26 protein-coding genes and 1 riboswitch are annotated in these 24,405 nt (G+C 67.2%); of the genes, 4 read left to right on the plus strand and 22 right to left on the minus strand.

Annotated features, from left to right (window positions below):
* Positions 1 to 23: 23 nt before the first annotated feature.
* From VVS03_RS06275 to hemL, 4 genes are all read right to left on the minus strand, one after another.
* Positions 24 to 842, minus strand: coding sequence for a cytochrome c biogenesis CcdA family protein (locus VVS03_RS06275; protein WP_368520862.1), 819 nt, complete (start codon positions 840 to 842; stop codon positions 24 to 26).
* A gap of 3 nt (positions 843 to 845) precedes the next feature.
* Positions 846 to 1,454: a TlpA disulfide reductase family protein gene (locus VVS03_RS06280; protein WP_368520863.1), complete on the minus strand. Its 609-nt coding sequence runs from the start codon at positions 1,452 to 1,454 to the stop codon at positions 846 to 848.
* Positions 1,455 to 1,537: 83 nt separating this feature from the next.
* The gene (locus VVS03_RS06285; RefSeq protein WP_368520864.1) at positions 1,538 to 2,146 is read right to left on the minus strand and encodes a histidine phosphatase family protein; all 609 of its coding nucleotides are present in this window, start codon (positions 2,144 to 2,146) and stop codon (positions 1,538 to 1,540) included.
* Positions 2,146 to 3,471 (minus strand): glutamate-1-semialdehyde 2,1-aminomutase, encoded by a 1,326-nt coding sequence (gene hemL / locus VVS03_RS06290; protein WP_368520865.1) that lies wholly within the window; start codon positions 3,469 to 3,471, stop codon positions 2,146 to 2,148. Before hemL ends, VVS03_RS06285 begins: the two co-directional genes overlap by 1 nt.
* A 213-nt stretch (positions 3,472 to 3,684) precedes the next feature.
* Here hemL and VVS03_RS06295 point away from each other — a divergent pair, with 213 nt between their 5' ends.
* Positions 3,685 to 4,293: a hypothetical protein gene (locus tag VVS03_RS06295; protein ID WP_368520866.1), complete on the plus strand. Its 609-nt coding sequence runs from the start codon at positions 3,685 to 3,687 to the stop codon at positions 4,291 to 4,293.
* A 7-nt stretch (positions 4,294 to 4,300) separates the two neighbouring features.
* Here the strand turns inward: VVS03_RS06295 and VVS03_RS06300 are convergent, their stop codons facing one another.
* Complete coding sequence (locus VVS03_RS06300; protein ID WP_368520867.1) at positions 4,301 to 4,615, minus strand: multidrug efflux SMR transporter; 315 nt, start codon at positions 4,613 to 4,615, stop codon at positions 4,301 to 4,303.
* A 7-nt stretch (positions 4,616 to 4,622) separates the two neighbouring features.
* A riboswitch (guanidine-III (ykkC-III) riboswitch) is annotated at positions 4,623 to 4,688 on the minus strand.
* 79 nt (positions 4,689 to 4,767) lie between these two features.
* Complete coding sequence (locus VVS03_RS06305; RefSeq protein ID WP_368520868.1) at positions 4,768 to 5,073, minus strand: hypothetical protein; 306 nt, start codon at positions 5,071 to 5,073, stop codon at positions 4,768 to 4,770.
* Between the two features lie 505 nt (positions 5,074 to 5,578).
* On the opposite strand from VVS03_RS06305, the gene VVS03_RS06310 reads away from it, so the two are divergent.
* Positions 5,579 to 6,430: an NAD(P)-dependent oxidoreductase gene (locus VVS03_RS06310; protein WP_368520869.1), complete on the plus strand. Its 852-nt coding sequence runs from the start codon at positions 5,579 to 5,581 to the stop codon at positions 6,428 to 6,430.
* Positions 6,431 to 6,448: 18 nt separating this feature from the next.
* Here the strand turns inward: VVS03_RS06310 and VVS03_RS06315 are convergent, their stop codons facing one another.
* From VVS03_RS06315 to VVS03_RS06355, 9 genes are all read right to left on the minus strand, one after another.
* A complete protein-coding gene (locus VVS03_RS06315; RefSeq protein ID WP_368534448.1) occupies positions 6,449 to 7,876 on the minus strand; it encodes a protoporphyrinogen oxidase in 1,428 nt (475 codons plus the stop codon).
* Between the two features lie 8 nt (positions 7,877 to 7,884).
* Positions 7,885 to 8,943, minus strand: a complete 1,059-nt coding sequence (gene hemE, locus VVS03_RS06320) for a uroporphyrinogen decarboxylase (RefSeq protein ID WP_368520871.1) — start codon at positions 8,941 to 8,943, stop codon at positions 7,885 to 7,887.
* A gap of 59 nt (positions 8,944 to 9,002) precedes the next feature.
* Positions 9,003 to 9,461 (minus strand): tellurium resistance protein TerC, encoded by a 459-nt coding sequence (locus VVS03_RS06325; RefSeq protein ID WP_368534447.1) that lies wholly within the window; start codon positions 9,459 to 9,461, stop codon positions 9,003 to 9,005.
* Positions 9,458 to 10,243, minus strand: coding sequence for a hypothetical protein (locus VVS03_RS06330; protein ID WP_368534446.1), 786 nt, complete (start codon positions 10,241 to 10,243; stop codon positions 9,458 to 9,460). The genes VVS03_RS06325 and VVS03_RS06330 overlap by 4 nt, the downstream gene beginning before the upstream one ends.
* A gap of 91 nt (positions 10,244 to 10,334) precedes the next feature.
* Entirely contained in the window at positions 10,335 to 11,321 is a 987-nt protein-coding gene (gene hemB / locus VVS03_RS06335) for a porphobilinogen synthase (protein WP_368534445.1), read from the minus strand.
* A gap of 68 nt (positions 11,322 to 11,389) precedes the next feature.
* The gene (locus VVS03_RS06340) at positions 11,390 to 13,129 is read right to left on the minus strand and encodes a uroporphyrinogen-III synthase (RefSeq protein WP_368534444.1); all 1,740 of its coding nucleotides are present in this window, start codon (positions 13,127 to 13,129) and stop codon (positions 11,390 to 11,392) included.
* A 306-nt stretch (positions 13,130 to 13,435) separates the two neighbouring features.
* Positions 13,436 to 14,332, minus strand: coding sequence for a hydroxymethylbilane synthase (hemC, locus tag VVS03_RS06345; RefSeq protein WP_368520876.1), 897 nt, complete (start codon positions 14,330 to 14,332; stop codon positions 13,436 to 13,438).
* Complete coding sequence (locus VVS03_RS06350; RefSeq protein ID WP_368520877.1) at positions 14,333 to 15,685, minus strand: glutamyl-tRNA reductase; 1,353 nt, start codon at positions 15,683 to 15,685, stop codon at positions 14,333 to 14,335.
* A gap of 212 nt (positions 15,686 to 15,897) precedes the next feature.
* The gene (locus VVS03_RS06355; protein WP_368520899.1) at positions 15,898 to 16,116 is read right to left on the minus strand and encodes a glutaredoxin family protein; all 219 of its coding nucleotides are present in this window, start codon (positions 16,114 to 16,116) and stop codon (positions 15,898 to 15,900) included.
* A 229-nt stretch (positions 16,117 to 16,345) separates the two neighbouring features.
* On the opposite strand from VVS03_RS06355, the gene VVS03_RS06360 reads away from it, so the two are divergent.
* Positions 16,346 to 17,410 (plus strand): HAD family hydrolase, encoded by a 1,065-nt coding sequence (locus tag VVS03_RS06360; protein WP_368520878.1) that lies wholly within the window; start codon positions 16,346 to 16,348, stop codon positions 17,408 to 17,410.
* 102 nt (positions 17,411 to 17,512) lie between these two features.
* On the opposite strand, the gene VVS03_RS06365 is transcribed toward VVS03_RS06360, so the two are convergent.
* From VVS03_RS06365 to VVS03_RS06385, 5 genes are all read right to left on the minus strand, one after another.
* A complete protein-coding gene (locus VVS03_RS06365) occupies positions 17,513 to 17,614 on the minus strand; it encodes a 30S ribosomal protein bS22 (RefSeq protein ID WP_003855542.1) in 102 nt (33 codons plus the stop codon).
* Between the two features lie 335 nt (positions 17,615 to 17,949).
* A complete protein-coding gene (locus VVS03_RS06370; RefSeq protein ID WP_070768923.1) occupies positions 17,950 to 18,141 on the minus strand; it encodes a helix-turn-helix domain-containing protein in 192 nt (63 codons plus the stop codon).
* 315 nt (positions 18,142 to 18,456) lie between these two features.
* Entirely contained in the window at positions 18,457 to 19,254 is a 798-nt protein-coding gene (gene proC, locus VVS03_RS06375) for a pyrroline-5-carboxylate reductase (protein ID WP_368520879.1), read from the minus strand.
* 201 nt (positions 19,255 to 19,455) lie between these two features.
* A complete protein-coding gene (locus VVS03_RS06380) occupies positions 19,456 to 20,448 on the minus strand; it encodes a hypothetical protein (RefSeq protein WP_368521368.1) in 993 nt (330 codons plus the stop codon).
* A 15-nt stretch (positions 20,449 to 20,463) separates the two neighbouring features.
* The gene (locus VVS03_RS06385; RefSeq protein ID WP_368520881.1) at positions 20,464 to 21,393 is read right to left on the minus strand and encodes a hypothetical protein; all 930 of its coding nucleotides are present in this window, start codon (positions 21,391 to 21,393) and stop codon (positions 20,464 to 20,466) included.
* A 33-nt stretch (positions 21,394 to 21,426) separates the two neighbouring features.
* Between VVS03_RS06385 and VVS03_RS06390 the strand changes: the two genes are divergently transcribed.
* The gene (locus VVS03_RS06390) at positions 21,427 to 22,332 is read left to right on the plus strand and encodes a hypothetical protein (RefSeq protein ID WP_368520882.1); all 906 of its coding nucleotides are present in this window, start codon (positions 21,427 to 21,429) and stop codon (positions 22,330 to 22,332) included.
* 89 nt (positions 22,333 to 22,421) lie between these two features.
* Here VVS03_RS06390 and VVS03_RS06395 read toward each other — a convergent pair whose 3' ends face one another.
* Together VVS03_RS06395 and VVS03_RS06400 are read right to left on the minus strand one after the other, a co-directional pair.
* Entirely contained in the window at positions 22,422 to 23,120 is a 699-nt protein-coding gene (locus VVS03_RS06395; protein WP_290224502.1) for a response regulator transcription factor, read from the minus strand.
* Positions 23,117 to 24,370 (minus strand): sensor histidine kinase, encoded by a 1,254-nt coding sequence (locus VVS03_RS06400; protein WP_368534443.1) that lies wholly within the window; start codon positions 24,368 to 24,370, stop codon positions 23,117 to 23,119. Before VVS03_RS06400 ends, VVS03_RS06395 begins: the two co-directional genes overlap by 4 nt.
* Positions 24,371 to 24,405: the final 35 nt, after the last annotated feature.

Here is a 24,405-nt window from a genome sequence, read left to right on the forward strand (position 1 = left end):
TCTGTTTCACGAATGCTCCTTAACTAAATGAGGGTCGCGCCGTATTCCACGGTCCACTGCCGGATCCAGTTGATGAATTCTCCCCAGAGGCCCGTCAGCAGTGCCAGGCCCACCAGGACCATGGCCACGCCACCGATTAACTGCACGGTACGCGAGTGCTTACCCAGCCAGGAAATCGTGCGCATGGCCCGGGCCGAACCCAGCGCCACGAGCAGGAAGGGCAGGCCCAGGCCGAGGCAGTAGCCGATGATGAGGATGGTGCCGCGCAGCGCCGTCATCCCCTCGGTGCCCGCGGACACGGAGATGATGGCGGCCAGGGTCGGGCCCAGGCACGGGGTCCAGCCCAGGGCGAAAACGCCGCCCAACAGCGGCGCGCCCAGCCAGGTGGTCCAGCGCTTGGGCGACAAGCGGGTGTCTTTTTGCAGCGCGGGCACCAGGCCCATAAAGACCACGCCCATGAGGATGGTGACCACGCCGCCGATACGCATGAGCGTGTCAGCGTTTAAGGTCAGCACGGAGATCGCGCCGAAGACGGAGACCGTCGCCAGCACGAAGACCACGCTGAAGCCGAGGATAAACAGCAGCGCCGCGCCGACCACCGCCCACTGGCGGCGCTTGCCCACGCGGGCGCCGTACTCCGCGTCGTAAGTCACCTCCCCGCCGACCACGCTGGCCAGGTAGGAGATATACCCGGGCACCAGCGGGACCACGCACGGGGAGGCGAAAGAGACCAGGCCGGCGGCGGCCGCGGCGATGATTCCTAACAGGATGGGCCCGGCCGCGGCGGTGTCCGCGAAGGTCTGCCCCAGGCCCGACTGGGCCACGATTAGCTGTGTCTCCATACGCTAGGCGGACTCCTGCTCTAGTTCCTCGACGACCTCCAGCAGGTCTTGGTCCGTGATTTCGCGCAGGAAGACGGCGGCCGGGCGGTGCTGCTTGTCCAGCACGATGGTGGTGGGCACGACCGCGGTGGGCACGCCACCCAGCGCCGCCGCTGTCTTGAACGGCGGGTCATAGATGGACGGGTACTCCAGGCCGTTGTCTTCTTTGAAGTCGCGCGAAATCTGCGGGTTGTAGTCGCGCACGTTGATGCCGAAGACGGTACCGGCCTTGTCTTCCTGGAGCTTTTCGTGCACCCGCTGCAGGTCGTCCGACTCGGAGCGGCACGGCGCGCACCACTGGCCCCAGGAGTTGAGCACCACGATCTGGTCGTCGAAGTCCGACAGGGAGATGGTCTCCCCCTCGTTCATCAGGTCCTCGCCGCTGAACTCCTGCAGCGGCTTGCGCTCCTCGGGCGCGTAGCGGATCTCCGTCTGCCCGCCCGGGGTGATGAACTCGAAGGTCTCCCCCGTGGCGACGGCGTTCTTGGAGTTTTCCTCCGACTGCTGGCAGGCGGGCAGGGTCAGCGCCGCCGCGATCAGCGCGGCAGCGGCGGCAACAAACTTGGAAGACATATACACCTGAAAATCTAGGCCGGGAAAATAGACCGTTGAATTAATAATGGGCAGCTAAAGAACTTAAAGACGAGGCCAGAAGGCTAGATCTGGTGGGCCGGGGACGAGTAATAGATGTCAGTGATCTCCTCGTTCTGGAAAACCAGGGAGGTCACGGACGCCAGATCGCATTCCCGCGCCCACGGGGCGTGCGGCAGGCGCAGGCCCAGCACGGTGCGCTGGACCATCACGATGGGCAGCTGGTGGGAGACCAGCACCGCCTCGTGGCCGGCGGCCTTGTCGCGGGCGCGCTCGACCGCGTTAATCATCCGATCCGCGATCTGGGTATAAGGCTCGCCCCAGGACGGCTCGAGCGGGTTGCGCATCAGCGGCCAGCGGCGCGGGTTCCACAGCTGGGAGCGCAGGCCCTTGGTCCGCAGGCCCTCGAAGCGGTTGCCCGACTCGATGATGGTCTTGTCCAGCTCCACGTCCAGGCCGGTGACCTTGGAGATGGGCTGGGCGGTTTCCTGGGTGCGCTGCAGCGGCGAGGCCGCCAGGTACGTCACGTCATGGCCGCGGAAGACTTCGGCCGTGCGCGCCGCCATGGAGTGCCCGCGGGACGACAGGTGGTAGCCCGGGATCCGGCCGTAGAGGATCTTGCCCGGGTTGTAGACCTCGCCGTGGCGGACCAGGTGGACGATGGTGGCAGTCACTAGTTCTCCTTTGTTGCGGCGGCAGCGACCTTCGCTGCCGTGGCAAGTGCGTTTTCAATCCTCTCGAAATCATTGTCGCTAAGCGCGTCAGATACAAACCAGGTCTCGAAAGCGCTCGGCGGAACCATGACGCCGCCTTCCAGCAGGGCGTGGAAGAAGGGGGTGAAACGCCAGGTCTCGGCCGTCTGCATGTCGGCGAAGTTGCGGCCCTCGCCCTCGGCGAAGCGGATGGAGAGCATCGACTCGGCGCGCTGGACGTGGTGGGCCACGCCCTCGCGCTCCAAGGCGCGGTGGATGAGCTTTTCCAGGCGGTCGGCCTGCTGCTGCAGGCGCGGGTAGAGCTCTTCGTCCGCCAGCTCCAGCGAGGCCAGGCCCGCGGCCATGGCCACCGGGTTACCGGACAGCGTGCCGGCCTGGTAAACCGGCCCGACCGGGGCGAGGTAGTCCATCACGTCGGCGCGGCCACCAAAGGCTGCGGCGGGCAGCCCGCCGGAGACCACTTTGCCGAAGGTCACCAGGTCGCCGGCGACGTGGTCGACGCCGTACCAGCCCTGGTGGGAGGTGCGGAAGCCCGTCATGACCTCGTCCAGGATGAGCAGCGCGCCGTCGGCGTGCGCGATCTCCTTGAGCGCGGCGTTGTAGCCCTCGTCCGGGGCGACGGTGCCCATGTTGCCGGCCGCCGCCTCGGCGATGATGCAGGCGATCTGGCCGGGGTTCTCGGCAAAAGCCTGGCGGACGGCCTCCAGGTCGTTGTAGGGCACGACGATGGTGTCCTGGGCCTGCGCGCCGGTCACGCCCGGGCTATCGGGCAGCCCCAGCGTCGCCACGCCGGAGCCGGCCGCGGCCAACAGAGCGTCCACGTGGCCGTGGTAGCAGCCCTCGAACTTTAAGACCTTCGGGCGGCCGGTGAAACCGCGGGCCAGGCGCACCGCGGACATGGTGGCCTCCGTGCCGGAGTTGACCAGGCGCACCTTGTCGACGGCAGTGCGGCCCACGATGGTCTCGGCCAGCTGCACCTCGGCCTCAGCGGTCGCGCCGAAGCTCAGGCCCTTTTCCACCGCGTACTGCACGGCTTCGACGATCTTCGGGTGCGCGTTGCCGTGAATCATCGGCCCGTAGGAGCTGACCAGGTCCACATAGGTGTTGCCGTCCACGTCCCACAGCTGCGAGCCCTTGCCCTGCGCAATAGCGCGGGCCTGCCCGCCGACGGAACCGTACGCCCGAACCGGGGAATCCACCCCGCCGGGGATCACTTTCTCCGCTCGTGCGAAAAGCTCGGCGGACTTGGACGTTGTCATGGCGCTAGAAGTAGGCATAGCCCACATTCTACGGGTTTTCGCGCTATACAAAAGTTGTAGCCGCCCGCACCCGCCCTGCGTGCTCCGCCGCCCTGCGCTAGGGTGGCGGCTGGAGCGAACTGGGTGGCCCGGACCTGCCACCTGCTCGGGGAAAACACACGCACACAGCACGCTCAGCCAACGCACTGAATCACCGACTACGCACACAAAGTAATCGAGAAACATTCGGGGGAATCTTTCATGCTGCCGCGCTACCGCACAGCCGCCTTTGCCATCGCCGCTACCCTTTGCCTGTCCGCCTGCCAGACCGCCGAACCCGCGCGGGAGGAAACCCGCCCCACGTCGGCGGCGGACTCCAACCCGCGCCCCTGGTCGCCGGGCTCCGACTCCGCGCTCAGCGGCTCCAATTCCACCGCGCCCGACGCGACAACCCTCGATGGGGAAGTCTCCCCAGTGCGCGCGCCGCAGCTGCCCGGCGCTAACGATGCCGCCGCGGCCGACGATGCCGAGACCCCCACCGGCCCCACAGAGCCCGACCGCCCCGACGAGTCCTCCACTAAGCCGCACCCGGGCAACCCCGGCGCGCCGCACTCACGCCACCAGCGCGGGCCCGCCGGGCCGGCTGGCGCCCCGCCCCGGCCAGCACCGCGGCCCGGGATCAGCTTCTCCGAGCCGGGCCTGCCCAAAATCCCCAACATCCCGCCGGAAAAACTCCGCGCCCCCGACCTCCCGAAGCCGCGCGTGCCCGATCTCCCGGAACCGGATCTCCCCTCCCCCGATATCCCGGCTCCCGACGTCCCTTCGCCCGGGCAGGTAGAACGCGACGTCAAACGCTCCGTGGGCCTCTAGGCAGCAGCTAGCTGATGGCTTTCAGCCCGATGATGCCGCCGACGATCATCGCCAGGAACAGCAATTTCAGCATGGAGAAGGGCTCTTGCCCCGTCACGAGGGAATACACCACGGTCAGGCCGGCGCCCACGCCTACCCAGACCGCGTAGCCGGTGCCCACCGGCAGGGTCTTTAAGGCCCAAGCCAGCCCGCCCATGGAAATGGCGCAGGCGACAAAGAAGACCAGGGTGGGCACCAGTTTGCTAAACCCCTCCGAGCGGTCGAGCGCCACCGCCCACACCGCTTCAAAGGCACCGGAGACAACAAGGATTAACCAAGCCATGATTCTTTCTGGCCGTCTTGTCGCCTTCCCGGGTACGGCTCCCTCGTCCGGGGCCCGCAGTGAGCGAGCCTCCACCCAGTCCTAGCACAACTGCTGTGCAAAGGCCTACTGGCTTCTAATCCAACCTCTAACACCAGTCCGGGCTTCAGTTCCTAGCTCGGTGGACCGGAGAAAAAGAATCCAAACGAGATACTGATGACGACTGCCGGTGCCAGAACGGCCAGTAGCGCCGCCGCGTACAAGTCGTATTTCTTGGTTTTAAACGCCAAGTAACAATCAACCGCGAAGATGGCCAGCAAAACAATGCCGGCGACGATCACCGACGGCCACCACCACGTCCGGCCGACTATCCACATCAGATACCCAACGACAAAAGCAACCACGACCAGCCCCCAGCCGATAAGCCGGGGAGAACGCAACATCGCCGAATCTGAAGGTTTACTACTCTGCGCTTTCAAGGCCTCTTCCTCTACCGGAACGCTCTCTTAAGATGCCCACCTATGAAACCAACTTCGCTCTTGCTCAGCCCGCCCGCAACGAGTTTAGGGTGCGCCTGTTAGTCAGAACCACGCTCGATGAGTGTGTTCAGGGCCTTTAGTACTTTGACCCCCAACACGATGAGGAACGCAAGCAGGGATATCACGATAAGCGCGAAAACTGAAATGATCAGCATCTGGATAGGTCCCAAAGTCATCTAATTCTTTCCCTCCGGCACGCTGTTTTCAAAGTGGATTGACAAGGGCAAATATCGGACGGATTCCTAGGGGGAACCCCTATTAAATTCGTCCAATGCGAACAAAGTAACCCACTTTTAGAGGGTAGGCAGCCCTTCGGATACTTTTTACACAGATAATTCGGCATCTCCCTCCCACCGGTGATTCCGTCCGCTGAGTGTTGACCTTCCAGTATTGGAATGCGCGCGCGGCAATCAGCGGTGTCCCACGCGGGAGCGCTAAAACTGGCATGCTGGAGGGCATGAAGATTGCATTTCTAGGAACTGGACGTATGGGCTCGGAGCTGGCCCGCCACCTGCTGAAGGACCACGAGGTCACGGTGTGGAACCGCACCGCTGAGAAGGCGCAGCCGCTCGTTGACGAGGGCGCGCAGCTGGCCGCCAGCCCGGAAGAGGCTGTGGCCGGCGCGGAGGTTGTCTTCACTTCCCTGTTCGGGCCGGACAATATTCGCGAGGTCGTCGTGGAGGCGGACCTCATCCCGGAGGGGATCACCTGGGTGGATACCACGACGGTCTCCCCGGACGCCGCACGGGAATTCGCCGCGGCGGTGGAGACCTACGTCGCCGCGCCGGTGGTGGGCACCCTGGGCCCGGCCCGCGAGGGCACGCTGGGCGTGTACGTGGGCACCCCGGACGACGAGCGCCGCGAGCTGGTCATGGACCTGGTCACCCCGTGGGCTGGCGAGAACAAGCTCATCGGCGTGGAGTCCGCCCCCATCGCCGCGGTCGGCAAGCTGCTGGCCAACCTGGCGCTGGCCGTGACCGCCGAGGGCGTGCTCGAGGCCCTGCACCTGGGCGAGTCCGAGGGGCTAAACCCCGAGGTCATTTTGGAGATGCTCGACATCACGGGCCTGGCGTTCATGAAGAACATGAAGGCCCCGTTCATCCTCGGCGAGCGCAACCCGGAGCCGGGCGACTTTACCGTCGACGCCCTGTGCAAGGACGCCAAGCTGATGGAGCAGACCTCCAACAAGCCGCTGCCGGCGGTCGCCGCGGCCATCGCCAACTTCGAGGAGCAGCAGGCCATGGGTCACGGCAACAAGGACTTCTCCTCGATTTTCGTCTTCCGCGACGTGAACTAAACCGTTGCCTAGGCCAACTTAAACCAAGCGGGCGGCGGCCGCGCGGGCATCCGCGATAACGGCCGGCACGCCTACGCCGCCGGCCCAAGCGCCGGTGACCTCTAGGCCCGCGACGTCGGCGAGTTCCTCGCGCACGGCTTCCACGGTGGCCAGGTGCGTGGCATCGAAGCGCGGCAGGCCGCCGAACCAGCGCTGGGTGAAGATCTCCCCCACGCCGGCCGCGCGCCCGTCGAAGCCCGTGATCGACTGCAAGTCATCGAGGGCGTAGTCCACCAGCTGGTCTTCCTCAGCGCGGACCAGGGAGTCGTCGCCGAAGCGGGCGAAGCTGGCGCGCACCAGGGCCCCGCCGTGCAGGCGCTCGGCCAGGTGCGGCCACTTGTTAGAAGACAGGGTAAACGCCTTGGCGTGCACGCCCGGCTGGTCCGCGGCGACCAGGATGCCGGAGTTGTCCGGCAGCGAGTTGCCCTCCGGGTCGGTGATGGAGTCGAACTTCAGGCCCACCACGACGGAGCTGGCCAGCTTGACGGGGCTTAGGGCCTCGGAAGCGGCCGGGGCGACCTTGGCAAGCAGGCGGGCCGTGGTCGGCGCCGGGGTGGCGATGACCACGCGGTCGTAAGGCTTCTGCGCCGGTTCCCCGCCGCCGGTGAGCCAAAAACCGTCGTCTTTCTTCTCCACGGCGCTGATGAAGGTGTCGACGTAGATGTCCGCGCCGGACTTTTCCGCCAGCGTGTCGTAGACCTGCGCGTAGCCGCCGTGGAAGGTGTTGAAGACCGCCTTCGGCTTGGCGTCGTTTTCCGCCCCGGCGGGCTGGTTCTTCTCCGCCTGGGCCTTCATGCGCTGGAAGTACTCGGCGACCGCGCCGGTCAGCGTGACCTTGCCGGCGGCGGCCTGGTCGTCCAGCACGGCGGCGAGCTTCGGGATGGTCGCGCGCAGGCCGAGGTCCTCGGCCGCGCAGGAGTAGACCCCGCCCAGCAGGGCGGAGACGACCCGGTCGACCAGGTCCTGGCCGAACTGCTGGGCCACCAGCTGGCCCACGGAAACATCGCCGCCGATTTCCCACTCGAAGGGCTCCTCGTTGTCGATGTTGCGGCAGGTCTCCTCCGAGACCAGGTGCGCGACGACCTCCGAGTTGCCCGGGATGCCCATCACGCTGGGGGCGGGCAGGTTGGTCAGCTCGCCCTGCGAATAGACCAGGGAGCGCTTGCCCGACGGGGTGACCAGCTGGTCGGCCAGGCCCAGCGAGTGGAAGAACTCCACCGCGTCCTCCCGCCGCGCCAGGAACGCCTCCGCGCCCATGTCCGTGGGCCCGTCGTTAAACGGCACGGTGTAGAGCTTGCCGCCGATGCGCCCGGCGGCCTCGAAGACGTCGACCTGGCGGTCCTCGCCGCGAAGCTCGTAGGCGGCGGTCAGCCCGGCCAGCCCGGCACCGATGATTGCAATGCGCATAAAAATTCCTAGCCTTCCTCGTGAATGATGGCCACGGCGCGAGTGATGGCGTCTGCCTCGGTGGTCGGTAGCACCCCGTGGCCCAAGTTCCAGATATGGCCGGTCGCGTGCCCGGCCGCTTGCGCGCTTTTGACTTCGTCCCGGATGCGGCGAACGGCCGCGCGCACGGCGTCGTCGCCGGCGAACAGCAGCGCCGGGTCCAGGTTGCCCTGCAGGGAGTGCGCGCCGTGGGCGGCGTGCACGCGGGCGGCCGCCGCATCCATGGACACGCGGTAGTCCACGCCGACGACCTCCGGTCCGGCCTCGGCCATGGCGGGCAGCAGCTCGCCGGTGCCCACACCGAAGTGGATGCGCGGGATGACCCCTTCCACGCCGGCGAGGATCTCCTGCGAATACGGCAGGACGAATTCCCGGTAGTCGGCCTCGTTGAGGTAGCCCGCCCAGGAGTCGAAGAGCTGCATGGCGTCGATGCCGGCCTCGACCTGGGTGTGCAGGAAGGTCTGCACCGTGGGGACGATCCGGTGCATGAGCGCGTGCCAGGTCTCCGGCTCGGCGTGCATGAGCGCCTTGGTGCGCTCGTGGTTCTTCGACGGCCCGCCCTCGATCAGGTAGCTGGCCAGGGTGAACGGGGCGCCCACGAAGCCGATGAGCGCCTGCGAGTCGGTCAGCTCCTCCAGGATGTGGGCGATGCCCTGCTGCACCTGCTCCACGTCGTGGTCCAGGATGGGCAGGTTGTCGATGTCCGCGCGGGTGCGCACCGGGTGGTCCATGACGGGCCCGCGGCCCGGCACGATGTCCACGCCCACGCCCGCGGCCTTGAGCGGGACCACGATGTCGGAGAACAGGATGGCTGCGTCCACGTCGTGGCGGCGGACCGGCTGCAGGGTGATCTCGGCCAGCAGTTCCGGCATGAAGCAGGAGTCGAGCATGTCGATGCCCTCCCGCACCTTCCGGTATTCCGGCAGCGAGCGCCCGGCTTGGCGCATGAACCAGACCGGGGGTCGCGAAGGGCTGCGTCCCCAGGCAGCGTCGAGGATGGGGGCATCAGTCAGGGTACGGCGCATCATAATCCCCCATTATGGTTCATCTTTGCGCCCAACGGCTAATCCGCCCGGTCCGGAGAAAGCTAGTTCTGCTCCCGGATGAATTCATTGGCGGTCGGGCGGAACATCAACAGGATCGCCACGGCCAGCAGGATGGGGATGAGCAGCAGGGCGATCCCGCCCACGCCAAGGGCCAGGGCGGCGACGTTGAAGAAGATGCACAGCGCGGCCACCGTGGTGCACACCCGGCGGGCCCACTTGTTGCCGCCGCTCAGCTGCGCGGCGGCCACGGAAAGAACCAGCGCGCCGACCACGTTGGATACGGCCACAAAGAGCTGGTCCCCGGCCGGCATCCCGGCGGACTGGCCGCCGAAGAAGGCGACGAGGCCGGAGGTGAGCATGACCACCGCGGCGGCGACTAAGACCCAGTAGGCCCAGTGCAGCGAGGGCGGGCAGACCGTGCCGTCCCAGCGCGAATCCTTCCGGGAGGCCCGGTTGTAGTCGAATGGTCCGGGGCTATATCCAGGGGTCCCGTAGGTCATGAGCTCTGGTTTTCCTTCTCGCGCTGTTTGTCTTTCCGATCCTTTTTGGCCTGCTTTTCTTCCTGCTTTTCCTTCTGCTTTAGCTCCGCTTTCTCACGGCGCTTTTCCTGCTCTTCCTTGAGCTCCTGCTCCATCTGGCGCAGCTGCTCCAGCTCCCCGGTGTAGTCCAGGGTCTCGTTGCGCAGGCTGAAGATGAGGCCCAGCACGGCGGCGACCCCGACCACGATCTGCACGGAGCCGTCCACCACGTACAACCAGTCTGGCACATCGGTGGCCGTCGGGCGCGCCAGGAAGACCAGCAGCACGCGTACGCCAAAGTACAGGGAGAAGGCGAACCAGATGCGGCGGGCCAGCCCGGAGCGCTTGGTGTTCTTGGCCAGCATGACCAGCAGGCTGATCAGCAGGGCGAGGATGGCGACTGAGAACAGCGCCGAGAGCCCCACGGCCAGGAAGGTGGCCATGGTCACCGCGCCCTCGCCCAGGGCTTCCAGCTGTGCGAGCTGGTCGCCGGCCGCCTGCCGGGCGTTGGCCTTGATGACGTCCACGTTCACCACGGACATCACCACGTTAAGCACCTGGTGGATGGCCTCGCCGGCCACGGCCACGATCCACGTCAGAAGCATCAACCCGACCGCCTCCGGGCGGGCGGCCAGGAATTTCTCGAAGCGTCCGCCCGGCTCCTCGGAGCGGTGCGGGTGGGCCTTGCCCGGAGTCCGGGGCTGGCCGGCCGGGTCCTTGGTCCCCCGGTTGTGCTCAGCGGGCGGAGTGTGCGGTTCAGTCACTAAAAACCTGTGCTTTCGGGTGAGAGGTTGGGGCGGGGCGGGAACGGAAAGGGCGCGGGGATGCGCGGGTTAAGCGCTCCCCGCCGCGGTCTTAGCCGCGCAGGGCGCGGGCGGCCTCGACGGCGTAGTAGGTAAAGATCTGGTCGGCGCCGGCGCGCTTGATGGAGGTCAACGCCTCCATCATCACGGCGTGCTCGTCCAGCCAGCCGTTCTGGCCGGCGGCCTTAATCATCGCGAACTCGCCGGAGACCTGGTAGGCTGCCACCGGCACGGGCGAGCGTTCCGCGATGGCGGACAGCACGTCCAGGTACGGCAGGGCGGGCTTGACCATGACGAAGTCGGCGCCCTCGTCGATGTCGAGCTCGGCCTCCAGCAGGGACTCGTGGAAGTTGGCCGGGTCCTGCTGGTAGGTGCGACGGTCGCCCTCCAGTGAGGAGCCGACCGCGTCGCGGAAGGGGCCGAAGAAGGCGGAGGCGTACTTGGCGGAGTAGGCCATGATCGCCACGTCCTGGTGGCCGGCCTCGTCGAGCTCCTCGCGGATCTGGCCGATCTGGCCGTCCATCATGCCAGACGGGCTGACGATGTGGGCGCCGGCGCGGGCCTGGGCGCGGGCCATGTCGCGGTAGAGCTCGATGGTCGCGTCGTTGTCCACGCGGCCCTTATCATCCAGCACGCCACAGTGGCCGTGGCTGGTGAACTCGTCCAGGCAGGTATCCGCCATAATCAGCAGGTCGTCGCCGAATTCCTTGCGCAGGGCAGCCACGCCGCGGTTGAGGATGCCTTCCGGATCCCAGGCCTGGGAGCCGGTGGCGTCCTTGTCCTCGGGCTTCGGGACGCCGAAGAGGTCCACGCACTTGACGCCGGCATCCAGCGCCTCGTGGGCGGCCTTGAGCAGGGAATCCTCGGTGTGCTGGTAGACCCCGGGCATGGAGGGGATTTCCCGCGGGCTATCGATACCGTCCGCGATGAACATCGGCAGGATGAAATCCGCCGGCTGCAGGTGAGTTTCTGCCACCATCTCGCGCATCGCAGGCGACTGGCGGAGACGGCGGGGACGTCGGGAAAAATCGTAAGTCATGCCCACAATCATAGATCCCCGCCCCCGGCCGCGGCAGCACCGGCGAGGGCCTGCCCCGGCCGGCCTACCTAGCTGGCGGACTTGCGGCGCGCGCGGCGCTTCTTCTTCGGCGGTGGCAGCTGGCCGGCGGCGCGCAGGTTGGCCACGTGGGCAGCCAGGGCATCGATAAGCGAGGGCACGTCGGCGACCTCGGGGACCACGTCCACGCGCAGCCCCATCTCCTCGGCGGCGGCCTTGGTGGACGGTCCAATGCAGGCGATGATGGTGCGCTGGTGCGGCTTGCCGGCGATGCCGACCAGGTTGCGCACCGTCGAGCCGGAGGTGAACGCGACGGCGTCGAAGCCGCCGGTCTTGATCATGTCGCGGACCTCCGCCGACGGCGGGGCGGCGCGCACGGTGCGGTAGGCGACCACGTCGTCGACCTCCCAGCCCAGGTCCTCCAGGCCGGTGACCAGGGCATCGCCGGCGATGTCGGCGCGCGGCAGCAGCACGCGGCCCACGGCGTCGATGTCCTCGACGTAGTTCGGGAAGACGGAAACCAGCCCCTCCGCGTTCTGCGCGTTGGGCTTGGGCTGGAGCTCCGGCACCATGCCCTTGGCCCGGATGGCGTCGGCGGTCTTTTGCCCCACGGCCGCCAGGTGCACGCCGGCGAAATCGCGGGCGTCCAGGCCCAGCTGGGCGATCTTGTCCCAGACGGCCTTGACGGCGTTGACCGAGGTGAAGACCACCCACTTGTAGCGGCCTTCCACGATCCCCTTGATGGCGCGGTCCATCTGCGCCGGGTTGCGCGGCGGCTCCACGGAGATGGTCGGCACCGACTGCGGGATGGCGCCGTAGGAGGCCAGGCGGGCGCTCATGGGGCCGGCCTGGGCCTTGGTGCGCGGCACCAGCACGCGCCAGCCGTAGAGGGAGCGGTTTTCCCACCAGGAGTACTTGGAGCGGTCGTCGAAGCTGCGGCCCAGGGTGACCACCAGCTGGCCGGGCAGCTCGGCGTCGAGCTTGGCCAGCATGCCCAGGGAGGTCTCAAAGGTCCGCTGCAGGCGGGTCGTGCCGTGCACGGTCACGTAGGCCTCGGTTTCCTTGGGCAGGCCGCGGTCGGTCAGCTGCGCGGCGATGACCGGTAGGTCCTCGGCCGCGGCCTGCAGGACCAGCGGCTGGGCGGCGGCGGCCAGCTTGTCCCAGTCGATCTCCCCGGCGGTGAGATCCGCCTCGGTGTAGGTCGAGCCCAGCGCCAGGCCGGCGAACGAGGGCACGGTCGACGGCAGGGACATGCCGGGCACGACCTGGAATTCCAGGCCGGCCGCCGCCACGGCGGTGATTTCGGCCTTGATGGCCTCGCGGTTGAGCGGGTTGCCCGCCACCAGGCGCACCACGTCGCCGGGCTCCGGCAGGGACTTTTCCCGGCTGACCTCGGCGGCCTCCTCCAGCGCGGCGCGCAGCACCTGCGCGTTGGTCTCGGCGGCGCCGGAAACGCCCGGCTTGCCGTCCTCCGGGATTTCGCGGATATCGGCGGCGGTCGGCGGGGCCGGGCGCGGCGGCTTGCGGCGCGCGCCCGCGGCCTTCGCGTCCGCGCACATCTGCGCGTATTCTTCCTCGGCCGCCTCGAGCTTTTCCGGCGGGACCGGCAGTGCCGTGCCCACGATGTCACGGACCCCACCGAGCACGTCCGGATCGGTGATGGTAATCGAGTTGTGCGCCAGCACTTCCCTGGCGCGCACGGTCAGCAGATCCGGGTTCCCGGGGCCAGCGCCGACAAAGATGATCTTGCCCAGCGCTTCTACCTGGCTCGTGCCCACAGCGTTGCTCATAAGGTTCTTTTCTAAAATCTCGGGGCGGCGAAAAACTGGCCCCATGCCACCTTTCCAATCCCCGTCGGTGCCGGGGTGGTGGCAGGACCAGTCCGTTATTTCGCTGCGCCGTGTCGTTGGGATGGCGGAGGATAACTTACTTCGTCGAAAGGCTATTTAACGGCCAAAAATCCCAGGACACAGGTCCCGGGACGCCTTTTCGAGGGGCCGGATCATCAGTGCATAATGATCATGTGCTAGATACACCTTAAATTAATCAGCGCCCGCAATCAAAAACTCGCGGGCGCCGAAATCCCTAGCTCATCCCTAGCTCTCGCCGAGAATCTCGGCCGCCCCTTGGGCAAAGAGCGAGTCGGAGACCTCGGTTCCCAGCTGCGCGGCGCGCTCGACCTCGCCGGTGGCCTCGGCCAGGATCTGGCGGGTCCCGTCCAGGGCGAAGACCCCGCCGCGGACGGTGATCTGCCCGTCGGCCAGGTGGGAGGTAGCCGCCACCGGGGCGGTGCAGCCGGCCTCCAGGCGGGCGAGCACGGTGCGCTCCCCGGCGGCCTGGGCCATGGCCTCGGCGTCCAGGAGCGTGTTGATAGCGGCGACGGCCTCCTCGTCGTCGACGCGGGCCTCCACGGCCAGGGCGCCCTGGGCCGGGGCCGGCATGATGGTCTCCGGGTCGAAGACCTCGGTGGCGCGCTCGCCGTAGCCGGCGCGCACCAGGCCGGCATACGCCAACATGACCGCGTCCAGCTCGCCGGAGGTCACCTTGCCCATGCGGGTTTCGATGTTGCCGCGCAGCGGGCGGATGTCCAGGTCCGGGCGCAGGGCCTTCAGCTGGGAGATGCGCCGCGGCGCGGAGGTGCCCACGCGCGCGCCTTCCGGCAGGTCGGCCAGGGCCAGGCCGTCGCGGGCGATGAGCGCCTCGCGGTGGTCCTCGCGCTGGGGCACGACCAGGCGGAAGCGCTCGTCCGGGGCGGTGGGCAGGTCCTTGAAGGAGTGCACGGCGATGTCGCACTCGCCGGCCTGCAGCGCCTCGCGCAGCGCCTGGGTGAACACGCCGACGCCGATGCGCTCAACCGGGGCCATGTTCACGTCGCCGGCGGTGGTCACGATGTGCAGCTCGGCCGGGTAGCCGTTCGCAGTTAACCAATCGCGCACGTGGCCGGCCTGGGTGGTGGCCAGCTGGGAGCCGCGGGTGCCAATCTTGAGGGTCACTTAAACGTCCTTTCGCGAGTTAACAATGGTCTCCGCCGCCGGCAGGTCGTCCACGTCGACGGAGACACCGGTGCCTTCCAGCTGCAGGCCGAACAGCTCCTGCAGCGCGGTCTCGTGGCTGACGGTACCGGACTGGGCGGCCAGCTTCTTGGCGCGCACGGTCGGCTCGTGCAGCAGCTTGTCCACCACGCGCTTGAGCGAATAGCGCACGTCTTTCATCTGGTCCTCGTTGAGGTCCGGGGATTTCTGCTCCAGCCGGGCCAGCTCGCATTCGACCAGGTTGGCGGCGCGGCGACGCAGGGCGGACACGGCCGGGACCACGTCGCGCACGCGCTGCGCCGAGGAGTACTCCGCCAGCTCCTGGTCCACGATCTGGCGGGCCTGCACGTGCGGGTCCCGGGCGGCGCCGACCTCGGTGCCGGCGGCCTGCAGCGACTTGCTCAGCCGCTCGATGTTGACCAGGTTGACGTTGTCATCCTCGGTCACTGCGTCGTCAATATCGCGCGGCAGGGACAGGTCCACGAGCATCATCTCGCGCCCGGCGGGCAGGTCGTCGGCCGTGATGGTGAAGTTGTCGGCGCCGGTGGCAGAGACCGCCAGATCGACGTGGTCCAGGGCCCCGGCCCGGTCGGCGAAGTCGACGACCTCGGCGTGGACGCCGGCCTGCTCCGCGTGCCCGGCCAGGCGCTCGGCGCGCTCCCGGGTGCGGTTGGCAATGATGAGCTTGTCGATACCCAGGCGGCCGGCGTGCGTGGCGGCCAGGGAGGCCATGGCGCCCGCGCCCAGCACGAGGGCGGTCTTGCCCTGGAGATCGCTGACCCCCATGGCCGTGAGCGCCTGGTCGAAGGCGAAGGAGACCATGGACGCGCCCGCGTCATCAATATCGGTCTCCGAGTGCACGCGCTTTCCGGCGTGCAGCGCCGACTGCGCCAGGGCGTGGATGCGCGGGCCCACGGTGCCTTGCTCGGCGGCGTGCTGGTAGGCGGTGCGCACCTGGCCGATGATCTGCTGCTCCCCCATCACCATGGAGTCGAGCCCGCAGGCCACCAGCATGAGGTGCTCCGCGGCGGCGTCGGCGTAGCGGACGTAGAGGTAGCTGCGCAGGCGCTCCACATCGACGCCGGAGACCGCGTGCAGCGTCCCGATGACGTCTTCGACCCCGGTGTGAAAGGAGTTGGTGACGGTGTAGACCTCCAGCCGGTTACAGGTGGAGATGATCATCGCCTCGGACAGCGAACTGGCCTCCACCAACTTCGCACACGCGCTGTGTTGCACCTGTTCATCCATGCTTAGCTGCTCCAGCAGCGCCACGGGCGCCGACTGGTGGGACATTCCCACGACGAGCACGCTCATGCAGCATTCCTCCACTCCACTAGACTTGCCAGCAGGCAGGCGACCTGCGCCTTAACCCCGCTCAGTGATGAATCCTCACCACGATCAACCAAATTATTGATTCAAATCAACCAAAAGGATACCTGTTGGGCGCGGAATTCACGAACCGCGCGTCCTGTTAGACGCCGCCCCACCGCGCACCACGGGCCCATCCGCTCGGTGCAACCCGCGAACTAGCGCGCCAATTCCTGGGCCAGCTCCGCGTTGTCGACTTCCCAGCAGGAAAACTCCTCCTCGTCGACCACGACCACGGGCACGCGGTCCCCGAATTCGACGGCCAGCTCCGGGGCGCTATCCACGTCCACCACGCGCAGCTCCGCGCCCGCGGCCGCAACCACCGGGGCGATCTGCTCGCGCACCCGCGCGCACGAACCGCAGGTGCTGCGCACCATCAGCTCCACCACGTGCCGGCCAGAGCCACCGGCCCCTTCCGTCTTTACAGCCACTGCCGCGCCCACTCCTTGCACCAATCCTTGACCTAAATTTTTTAGGGCAATCCCTGCCCGGGGGCGGTCGAAGGGTTAACTAAGACAAGCTCCGGGCTAGCGTTTACTATAGATACGTTACCCGCCCCATCCCCTACGCGATCACATCCCGTCTAGGAAGCTTGACCCTGCCCCAGTGAATCACCCGACCGACCCCGCCAACGGCTTGCCGTTGAACCCGCGCGACTTTCTGGCCAACTGGACGGCCAGCCGCGGAAACCTGCGTAACTTCCTGGAAAACTCCGCGCTTGCCCCGCTGGACGACGCCTCCCAGCGCGCCGCCGGCGAGGCCGCGGCTTCCCAGGCGGTCGAGATGTTCTTCGACATCGACCTGGATTCCTATCATTCCGGGGTCGACTCGGTCAGCGGCTCGCTCAACGCCGCGGGCGGGCTGCGTCTTACCACCCCAGACCCGGACATCCCCCAGGACGCCGGGGCGGCCGCCTTCTTCGACGTGGACAACACGCTCATCCAGGGCTCGTCCCTGGTGCTTTTCGCCCTCGGCCTGGCCCGCCGGCGCTTCTTCAAGTTCCGGGAGATCGCCCCTATCGCCTGGAAGCAGCTGAAGTTTCGGATTTCCGGGGCGGAAAACGCCGCCGATGTCGCCGCCGGCCGCAGCCAGGCCCTGGAGTTTATCAAGGGCCGCTCCGTCGACGAGCTAACCCAGCTCTGCGAGGAGATTGTCGACCACTCCCTGCTACGCAAGGCCTACCCGGGCACGACTGAGCTGGCCCAGATGCACATCAACGCCGGCCAGCAGGTCTGGCTGGTCACCGCCACCCCGGTCCAGCTGGCCCAGATCCTGGCCAAGCGCTACGGCTTCACCGGGGCACTGGGCACCGTCGCGGAGGTCGAGGACGGCAAGTTCACCGGCCGTCTGGTGGGCGATATCCTCCACGGGCCCGGCAAGAAGCACGCCGTGGCCGCCCTCGCCACGCTGGAGGGCCTAGAGCTCAAGCGCTGCACGGCCTACTCGGACTCGGCCAACGACGTGCCCATGCTGTCCATGGTGGGCACCGCGGTGGCCATCAACCCGGACAATAAGCTGCGCAACCTGGCCGTGGACCGCGGCTGGCTCATCCGCGACTACCGCTCCGTGCGCCGGGCCATCCGCACCTACGGCCTGCCCGCGCTGATCACCGCCGCCTTCTCCCTGGGCGGCTGGCGCGGGTGGCGCGGCTGGAAGGCCTCCCGCAGCTAGCCACCGGCGCGCAACGGCCCGCGGACACAGCACGACCTCAAGACACACCAAGACCCCGCGACCCGGGGAACCCGGGTGGCGGGGCCAAAGCGGCAAGAAGTTTTACTTGCCCAGCTTACGACGCTGGACGCGGGTGCGGCGCAGCATCTTGCGGTGCTTCTTCTTGGACATGCGCTTGCGGCGCTTCTTGATAACAGAACCCATTGCTGGTTTCCTCACTTTCGCGGATAGTACGTACTAAACCTGCCGGCGGTCTAACGCTCGCCTGCCATACCCCGCAGGTGCACTCTGCCCGGGCTGCCCTACCGAACCGACCGGGACGAGCCCGGGCAGCCGGCGCGGCGGCGGCGAGAATAAGCCGACACGAATGGTGCTTATATTACTGGTTGTGCGCCGGTGACCCAAAACCGCCCGCTCGTCCCCGCAGCCTGACCTCTAAAAATGACAGCGCCCTCCACCTCCTGCCCGCTGGCAGGAAGAGGAGGGTGCTGCGCTTGGTAGAAAGCAACCGGCCCGCCGGGTGGCGGGAGGAGCAACCTTTAGCCGACTCCGTAGGTGGAGGACTTCAGGTACTCGCTCACGGCGGTCTCGTGGACGCGGAAGGAGCGCCCGACGCGGACTGCCGGCAGGTCGCCAGCGTGAACCAGACGGTAAACGGTCATCTTGGAGACTCGCATGATCTCTGCGACCTCAGCGACCGTCAGAAAGGTTCCCTTTTCTTCATTAACCATATTTATCTAACCCTTCAGCCCGTGGCGCGCTGTAGGCTTCCCCTCCCACAGGACGAACACGCACGTGCTTGAACCAGCCTATCGTGAAACTTGTGACTAGTACGACTTGAGTGGAAAAGTTTTCCCAGAAATCTATTTCTCGCCCAGAAAAACTCCGGCACAACAGGGTTCACTACTGTCCCGACTAGTCACGAGCGTTACATATATACCCCCACATCGGGGGAGGTAAAGGGACGCCTGTAATTCCCTGGGAATAGTCGCAGAGATAGGAGCGGCCCTCTACCCGGGCCTTTACTCGGCCCGTGGCCCGCCGCCTTAGCCCAGCTCCTGGGAGCGGGTGGCACAGGCCTCGGCCGCGCGGAAGAAGGCGCCACGCAGGCCGGACTCCTCCAGCTCACGCAGGGCGGCCACCGTCGTGCCGCCCGGCGAGGAGACGTTGATGCGCAGCTGGGAGGCCGAGTCGCCGGACTCGGCGAGCATCGCCCCGGCGCCGGCAGCGGCCTGGCCCGCCAGCTTCTCCGCCACGTCGCGCTTGAGCCCCAGCTGCACGCCGGCGTCCACGAGCGCCTCCGTGACCAAGAAGTAGTAGGCCGGCGCGGAGCCGGCCAGGGCGGTCACCGCGTCCATGTCGGCCTCGCCCACCGTTACAACCTCGCCAACCGCGCTAAGGAGCTCCTGCACGCCCTCCAGCTGCTCCTCCGTGACGCTGCGGCCCGGCGCGCAGGCGCACATGCCCTTGCCCACCAGCATGGGCGTATTGGGCATCACGCGCACCACCGGGGTCTTAGACCCCGCGGCCGTCTCCATGGCCTCCAGGGTCACGCCGGCGGCCATGGAGGCCACCACGGCACCCTCCGGCAGGCTGTCTGCCACTTCCTCCAGCACCGAGACGATCCCGTAGGGCTTCAAGCACGCGAAGACGTAGTCCGCGTCCTTGACGGCCGCGGAGTTGTCCGCCGTGGTGGTGACCCCGTAGGTGGTTTCCAGGTACTCGCTGCGGTCCTTGCTGCGGTTGGTCGCGGTGATATCGGCGCCTTCGTAGCCCTTAGCTACCAGCCCCGCAATGAGGGCCTCGCCGATATTTCCGCCGCCTAAAACTGTAATTTTCGTCATGTCCCCAGCCTGCCACAGCCGCCGCGGCCGCGGCCACCTTCCCTACCCTGCCGCGAGCCCAATCCCGCCGCGGGACCAACCCTGCCGCGGGCCCGATCCTGCCGCGGGACCGCCCCTGTCCCGGATAGACCAACACCCCGGGGCCGCCGGAGAATCGAACCGGCGCCCCGGGGTGCGGGAGCGAAAAGCTAGAAGCGTGCTCTAGAGGACCAAGATGAGCAGCGGGCCGAAGGTGAGCAGCAGGCCCACCACGGCGGCCAGGCCCATGGAGAAGCCGTCACGGGCGGTGCGCAGGGCGTGGACCACGCCGACCATGATGACGGTGACCAGCACGGCCAGGATGGAGACCAGGACGCCGTTGAAGCGGTCCCAGAGGATCTCGAAGCCCTTGAAGACCACCGCGCCCAGCACGATGCCGATTACGGCCAGCAGCACCACGGCCACCGGGTTGAGCTTCTCGTCCTCGCCGTCGGCGTCCGCGGCCACCTCGTCGGAAGCGTCCTGGCGGGCCAGCTCCTTGTCGGCCGCGCTGTCCTGCGCGGAGGTCGCGCTAAAGGCGGTCGCCCCGCCGGTGGCCGCAGCCGTAGCGGCCGGCTTGGCCGGGTCCTCGACGACCGGGATCTCGCCGGTCTCGTCCGCGCTAGCGGCCGCGATCCGCGGGTCCTTCGGCTCCTTGGCCGCAGCGGGCTGGGACTTGTCGGCCTTGGCAGTCTTGGCGGCCGGCTTCTTCGCCGCCGGGGCCGGCTCGTCGGTCACCTTCTGGATGACGGCGGTCGCGTCATCGGAGGGCTGGTGGGCCGCCTCGGTGCCGGCCTTGGCTTCCGCCTTCTTCGCGTCAGCCTTGGTCTCGGACGTCTTAACGTCGGCCTTGGCAGCGGCCTTGGTCTGAGACTTCGCAGCCGGTGCGTCGGCAGCGGTGGAGGCCTTGGCGCTCTTGGCGTCCTTGTCGTCCTTCGGGGCGGGGATGACCGGTGCCGGGGTATCCATGGGCACGCTGGAGTGCTTGGACTCGTGCGGGGCGGAGTCCACCTTGCTCAGGTTGCCGGTCAGCTCGGCCACGGAGACGCCGCCCTCGTCGAGGCTGCGGCGCCGGCGGCGGCGCTTCGGTTCCTCGCCCGCGGCGGAGTCGGCACCCTTGCTCGCCTTGTTGCGGGCCAGGAGCTCCGCCACGGTCAACTGTTTATCGTCAGCCATGTCTGTGTTGTCTTCCTATCCTTGACCCTTGTCCAGCCGGCGCAAGATGACACCCTCGCGCAGGGCCCACGGACAAATTTCCATTTTCTCTAAGCCTAATGCCCGCATCGAGGCTTCGGCCACTAAGGCACCCGCCACGATCTGGTGGGACCGGTCTGAACTTACCCCTTCCAGGTCCGCCCTGTCAGCCGCAGTCATGCGGGAGATGAAGCTAATCAGCTGGCGCAGGCCCGGCGCGGTCAGCGTGCGCTTAACAAACGGGCCTTCCGAGGACGGGGCCGCGCCGGTCAGGCGGGCCAGGGTACGCAGGGTCTTCGAGGTGCCCACGGCCATGCCAGCTGGGCCCTGGTCGCGCATGCGCTTGGTGGCGTCGACCAGCTCGGCGTCGATGTAGTCGCGCAGCATGCTGACCTTCTTCTTGGCCGGCGGATCGGTATCAAACCAGTTGTGGGTCAGGCGGCCCGCGCCCAGGTCCAGGGAGAAGGCCAGGTCCGGGAATTCTTCGGTGCCGGTGGTGAGCTCCAGGGAGCCGCCGCCAATGTCCATATTGGTGATGCGGCCGGCGGACCAGCCGTACCAGCGGCGCACCGCCAGGTAGGTCAGGCGCGCCTCATCCTCGCCGGAGAGGATCTCCAGCCGGACGCCGGTCTCCTTCTCCACCTCCTTGAGGACCTGCTCGGAGTTCTTCGCCGAACGCACCGCAGAGGTCGCGATCGGAATGAACTCGTCGCAGTTGAGCTTGTTGCCCAACTCGGCAGCCTCCTTGACGGCAGCCACCAGCTTCTTCACGCCCTTGGAGTGGATGTTGCCGTCCTTGTCCAGCTGCTCCACCAACCGCAGGGGAGTTTTCCAGTCACTCATGGGAGTGGGCCGCCCGCCGGTCTGGGCATCGACCGCCACGAGATGGACCGTGTTGCTCCCCACGTCTAATACACCTAATCGCACACGTCTAGCGTAGTAGGTCTACGGTATTAAAGTGTGAATCGCCCGAAGTCTAGTGAAGTTTATCTTGGTTTTCCGGCCTCCTCACCAGCCGGTAAATCGATCGCAGCCGGGACCGAATTGGCTCCAGATTTCCCCCGGGAGTGGTTCGAATTTACCGACGTCGATGACCCCTACCACGTCTTTTCCATCGACTTGACCTGGGTGGAGTCCTTCTACTCCTGTCAGTTCGGCACCGCAGCCTGCCCCGGTATCGACAGCAACCAGCCAGACGTCGGCTGCTGCGTACACGGCGCCTACATGGCCGACGAACAGGACCGCGATCAGCTCTACGATGCCGTGGCGAACATGCCGGCCAAGTACTGGCAGCACCGCCCCGCGGACACCGACGCCTACTTGGAGCGCCAGGAGCGCGCGGCCGACGACGAGCTCGAGCCCTGGCTGGTCTGGGACGAACTCGACGGCGACGACGGCGAGCCGGAGCCGGCGCTGAAGACCCCGCTGGTGGGCGGGGCGTGCATCTTCGCCAACCGCGCCGGCTGGGCCACGGGCGCCGGCTGCGCGCTGCACCAGTGGGCTATCGATGCCGACCAGGAGCTCACCGTGGTCAAACCGGAGGTCTGCTGGCAGCTGCCCCTGCGCCGCTACGAGGACTTCGAGGACCGCCCCGACGGGCAGGAGATCCTGCGCACCACCATCGGCGAATACGACCGCCGCGGCTGGGGCGACGGCGGCGAGGACTTCGACTGGTACTGCTCGTCCAACCCGTCCTGCCACACCAGCGCGGAGCCGATGTGGCGCTCCCAGCGCACCGAGCTCATCGCGCTCATGGGCGCCGAAAACTACCAGGTCCTCGCCGAGCACTGCACCGCCCGCGAGCAGGCCGCCCGCGCCGGCGTGCCGCTGCTCCAGCACCCGGCCAGCGCCGCGCGCAAGCAGTAGGAACAACCCCCGCGCCCGGCCCCAAGCAAGGCGAAAGCCCCGCGGCACGCGGCCGCGGGGCGAGGCTGAGGGGGCCCTGGAGCGCTGGGCTAGAGGTCGAATTTGTAGCCCAGGCCGCGCACGGTCACCAGGTGCTTGGGCTGGGAGGGCTCGGCCTCAATCTTGGAGCGCAGGCGCTTGACGTGGACGTCCAGGGTCTTGGTGTCGCCGACGTAATCAGCACCCCAGATGCGGTCGATGAGCTGGCCGCGGGTCAGCACGCGGCCGGCGTTGCGCAGCAGGTATTCCAGCAGGTCGAATTCCTTCAGCGGCATGGGCACCGGATCGCCGTCCACGCAGACGGTGTGGCGCTCCACGTCCATGCGCACGCGGCCGCCTTCCAGGATCTGCTCGTCGAAGTCCTGCTCCTCGGCCGCCGGGGAGGTCTCGTGCCCGCGGCGCAGGACCGCGCGGATGCGGGCGATGAGCTCGCGGGAGGAATACGGCTTAGTCACGTAGTCGTCCGCACCCAGCTCCAGGCCGACGACCTTGTCGATCTCGGAGTCGCGGGCGGTGACCATGATGACGGGCACGGAGGAGATGGCGCGCAGTTGCTTGCAGACGTCGGTGCCGGACATGCCGGGCAGCATCAGGTCGAGCAGGACGATGTCGACGCTGTTGTTGGCGAACTTGTCCAGTGCGGTCTGGCCGTCGTGGGCCACGATCGGGCTAAAGCCCTCCTTCCGCAGCAGGAACGCCAGCGGATCAGCCAAGGACTCCTCGTCTTCCACGATGAGGATGGTCGTCATGATGCTTTATCCTTTCGCCTTGCTGCCACCCGGGCGACTGCGTTGTGCAGGCCCGACGTAGCTTTATTCTCACTTTTGTTGTCCGTATCCGGCGGACCTTCCGCCGGGGCAGGTTCGTGATAAATAGGAAGCTCGATGGTGAACGTGGACCCGGTGCCGGGCCGCGACCATAGCTTAATATTGCCACCATGGTTGGCCACCACGTGCTTCACTATGGCTAATCCTAAGCCAGTGCCGCCCGTTTGCCGGGATCGGGCCTTGTCTACCCGGTAAAAGCGCTCAAAGACGCGCTTTTGGTTCTCCGGGGCGATGCCGATGCCGCGGTCGGTGACCCGGATGTGCACGATGTCGGTGCCCACCACCTTCTGGGAGATGGACACCGGCAGCGCCTCCGGCGAGTAGTTGATGGCATTCGTAATCAGGTTGGACACGGCGGTGACCAGCAGCGGCTTGTCGCCCCAGATGAGCACCCCGCTGTTGCCGCCGCGGATGAGGTCGATGTTGTGGTTGTCGGCGGCCAGCTGGTTGCGCTGGATGGCCTCGTCGATGACGTCGTCGATGCGCAGCGGCTCCATCTCCGGCAGCGCCTCCGCGCCCTGCAGCTTGGACAGGGAAATCAGCTCGGTGACCATCTCCGCCATGCGGTTGGCCTCTTTGTGGGCCTTGGCGCCGAAGTACTTGACGTGCTCCGGGTCCTCCGGGTCCTCCAGCAGCGCCTCGGTGAGCAGGGCGATACCCCCGACCGGGGTCTTGAGCTCGTGGGAGACGTTGGCCACGAAGTCGCGGCGGGCGTTTTCCATGCGCACGTGCTCGGACTCGTCGGTGCCGAAGACGGTGATAAACCGGTTGTCGTTCAGGGTCAGCGGCTTAATCAGCGCGTGCACCTGGGTCACGCGGTTGCCGGTGCGCCGCTTCGGGATGGACAGGTCCAGGCCGCGCTCCTCGTGGTCCTCGTAGACCTCCTGGGCGACCTGCCACACGTCCGGGCGCACCGCGCGGTCGTGGACCAGGGACATGGTGTGCGCGGCGGGATTCGACAAGATGACCTCGCCGCCGCGGTCGACCACCACCACGCCGGTGTTCGCGCCCTGGATGGTCAGGTGCAGCACCTGGCTGACGGTGGTGACCTGGTTCGAGTCCGCGGTCGCCGTCGTGCGGAAACGCTGGATCCGCCCGCGCACCCAGCGCACCAAGGGCAGGACCAGTGCGCAGACCACTGCACCGGCCACAAATGCCAGAACGTTTCCCACGCTCGCGCCTTCCTCGGTTGTCAACGCGCCCGGGG

It is taken from the genome of Corynebacterium sp. LK2537 (assembly GCF_040946485.1).
In the GTDB taxonomy this organism is placed as follows: Bacteria; Actinomycetota; Actinomycetes; order Mycobacteriales; family Mycobacteriaceae; genus Corynebacterium.

Excerpts from the sequence above, each read along its gene's own strand:
- VVS03_RS06280 (WP_368520863.1), bottom strand. The coding sequence starts at position 1,454 with ATGTCTTCCAAGTTTGTTGCCGCCGCTGCCGCGCTGATCGCGGCGGCG.
- VVS03_RS06355 (WP_368520899.1), bottom strand. The coding sequence starts at position 16,116 with ATGGTGCGCAGCACCTGCGGTTCGTGCGCGCGGGTGCGCGAGCAGATC.
- VVS03_RS06300 (WP_368520867.1), bottom strand. The coding sequence starts at position 4,615 with ATGGCTTGGTTAATCCTTGTTGTCTCCGGTGCCTTTGAAGCGGTGTGG.
- VVS03_RS06325 (WP_368534447.1), bottom strand. The coding sequence starts at position 9,461 with ATGACCTACGGGACCCCTGGATATAGCCCCGGACCATTCGACTACAAC.
- VVS03_RS06350 (WP_368520877.1), bottom strand. The coding sequence starts at position 15,685 with ATGAGCGTGCTCGTCGTGGGAATGTCCCACCAGTCGGCGCCCGTGGCG.
- VVS03_RS06275 (WP_368520862.1), bottom strand. The coding sequence starts at position 842 with ATGGAGACACAGCTAATCGTGGCCCAGTCGGGCCTGGGGCAGACCTTC.
- VVS03_RS06315 (WP_368534448.1), bottom strand. The coding sequence starts at position 7,876 with ATGCGCATTGCAATCATCGGTGCCGGGCTGGCCGGGCTGACCGCCGCC.
- hemL (WP_368520865.1), bottom strand. The coding sequence starts at position 3,471 with ATGTGGGCTATGCCTACTTCTAGCGCCATGACAACGTCCAAGTCCGCC.
- VVS03_RS06365 (WP_003855542.1), bottom strand. The coding sequence starts at position 17,614 with ATGGGTTCTGTTATCAAGAAGCGCCGCAAGCGCATGTCCAAGAAGAAG.
- proC (WP_368520879.1), bottom strand. The coding sequence starts at position 19,254 with ATGACGAAAATTACAGTTTTAGGCGGCGGAAATATCGGCGAGGCCCTC.
- VVS03_RS06380 (WP_368521368.1), bottom strand. The coding sequence starts at position 20,448 with ATGGCTGACGATAAACAGTTGACCGTGGCGGAGCTCCTGGCCCGCAAC.
- hemE (WP_368520871.1), bottom strand. The coding sequence starts at position 8,943 with ATGATGCGCCGTACCCTGACTGATGCCCCCATCCTCGACGCTGCCTGG.
- VVS03_RS06370 (WP_070768923.1), bottom strand. The coding sequence starts at position 18,141 with ATGGTTAATGAAGAAAAGGGAACCTTTCTGACGGTCGCTGAGGTCGCA.
- VVS03_RS06310 (WP_368520869.1), top strand. The coding sequence starts at position 5,579 with ATGCTGGAGGGCATGAAGATTGCATTTCTAGGAACTGGACGTATGGGC.
- VVS03_RS06295 (WP_368520866.1), top strand. The coding sequence starts at position 3,685 with ATGCTGCCGCGCTACCGCACAGCCGCCTTTGCCATCGCCGCTACCCTT.
- hemB (WP_368534445.1), bottom strand. The coding sequence starts at position 11,321 with ATGACTTACGATTTTTCCCGACGTCCCCGCCGTCTCCGCCAGTCGCCT.
- VVS03_RS06340 (WP_368534444.1), bottom strand. The coding sequence starts at position 13,129 with ATGAGCAACGCTGTGGGCACGAGCCAGGTAGAAGCGCTGGGCAAGATC.
- VVS03_RS06395 (WP_290224502.1), bottom strand. The coding sequence starts at position 23,120 with ATGACGACCATCCTCATCGTGGAAGACGAGGAGTCCTTGGCTGATCCG.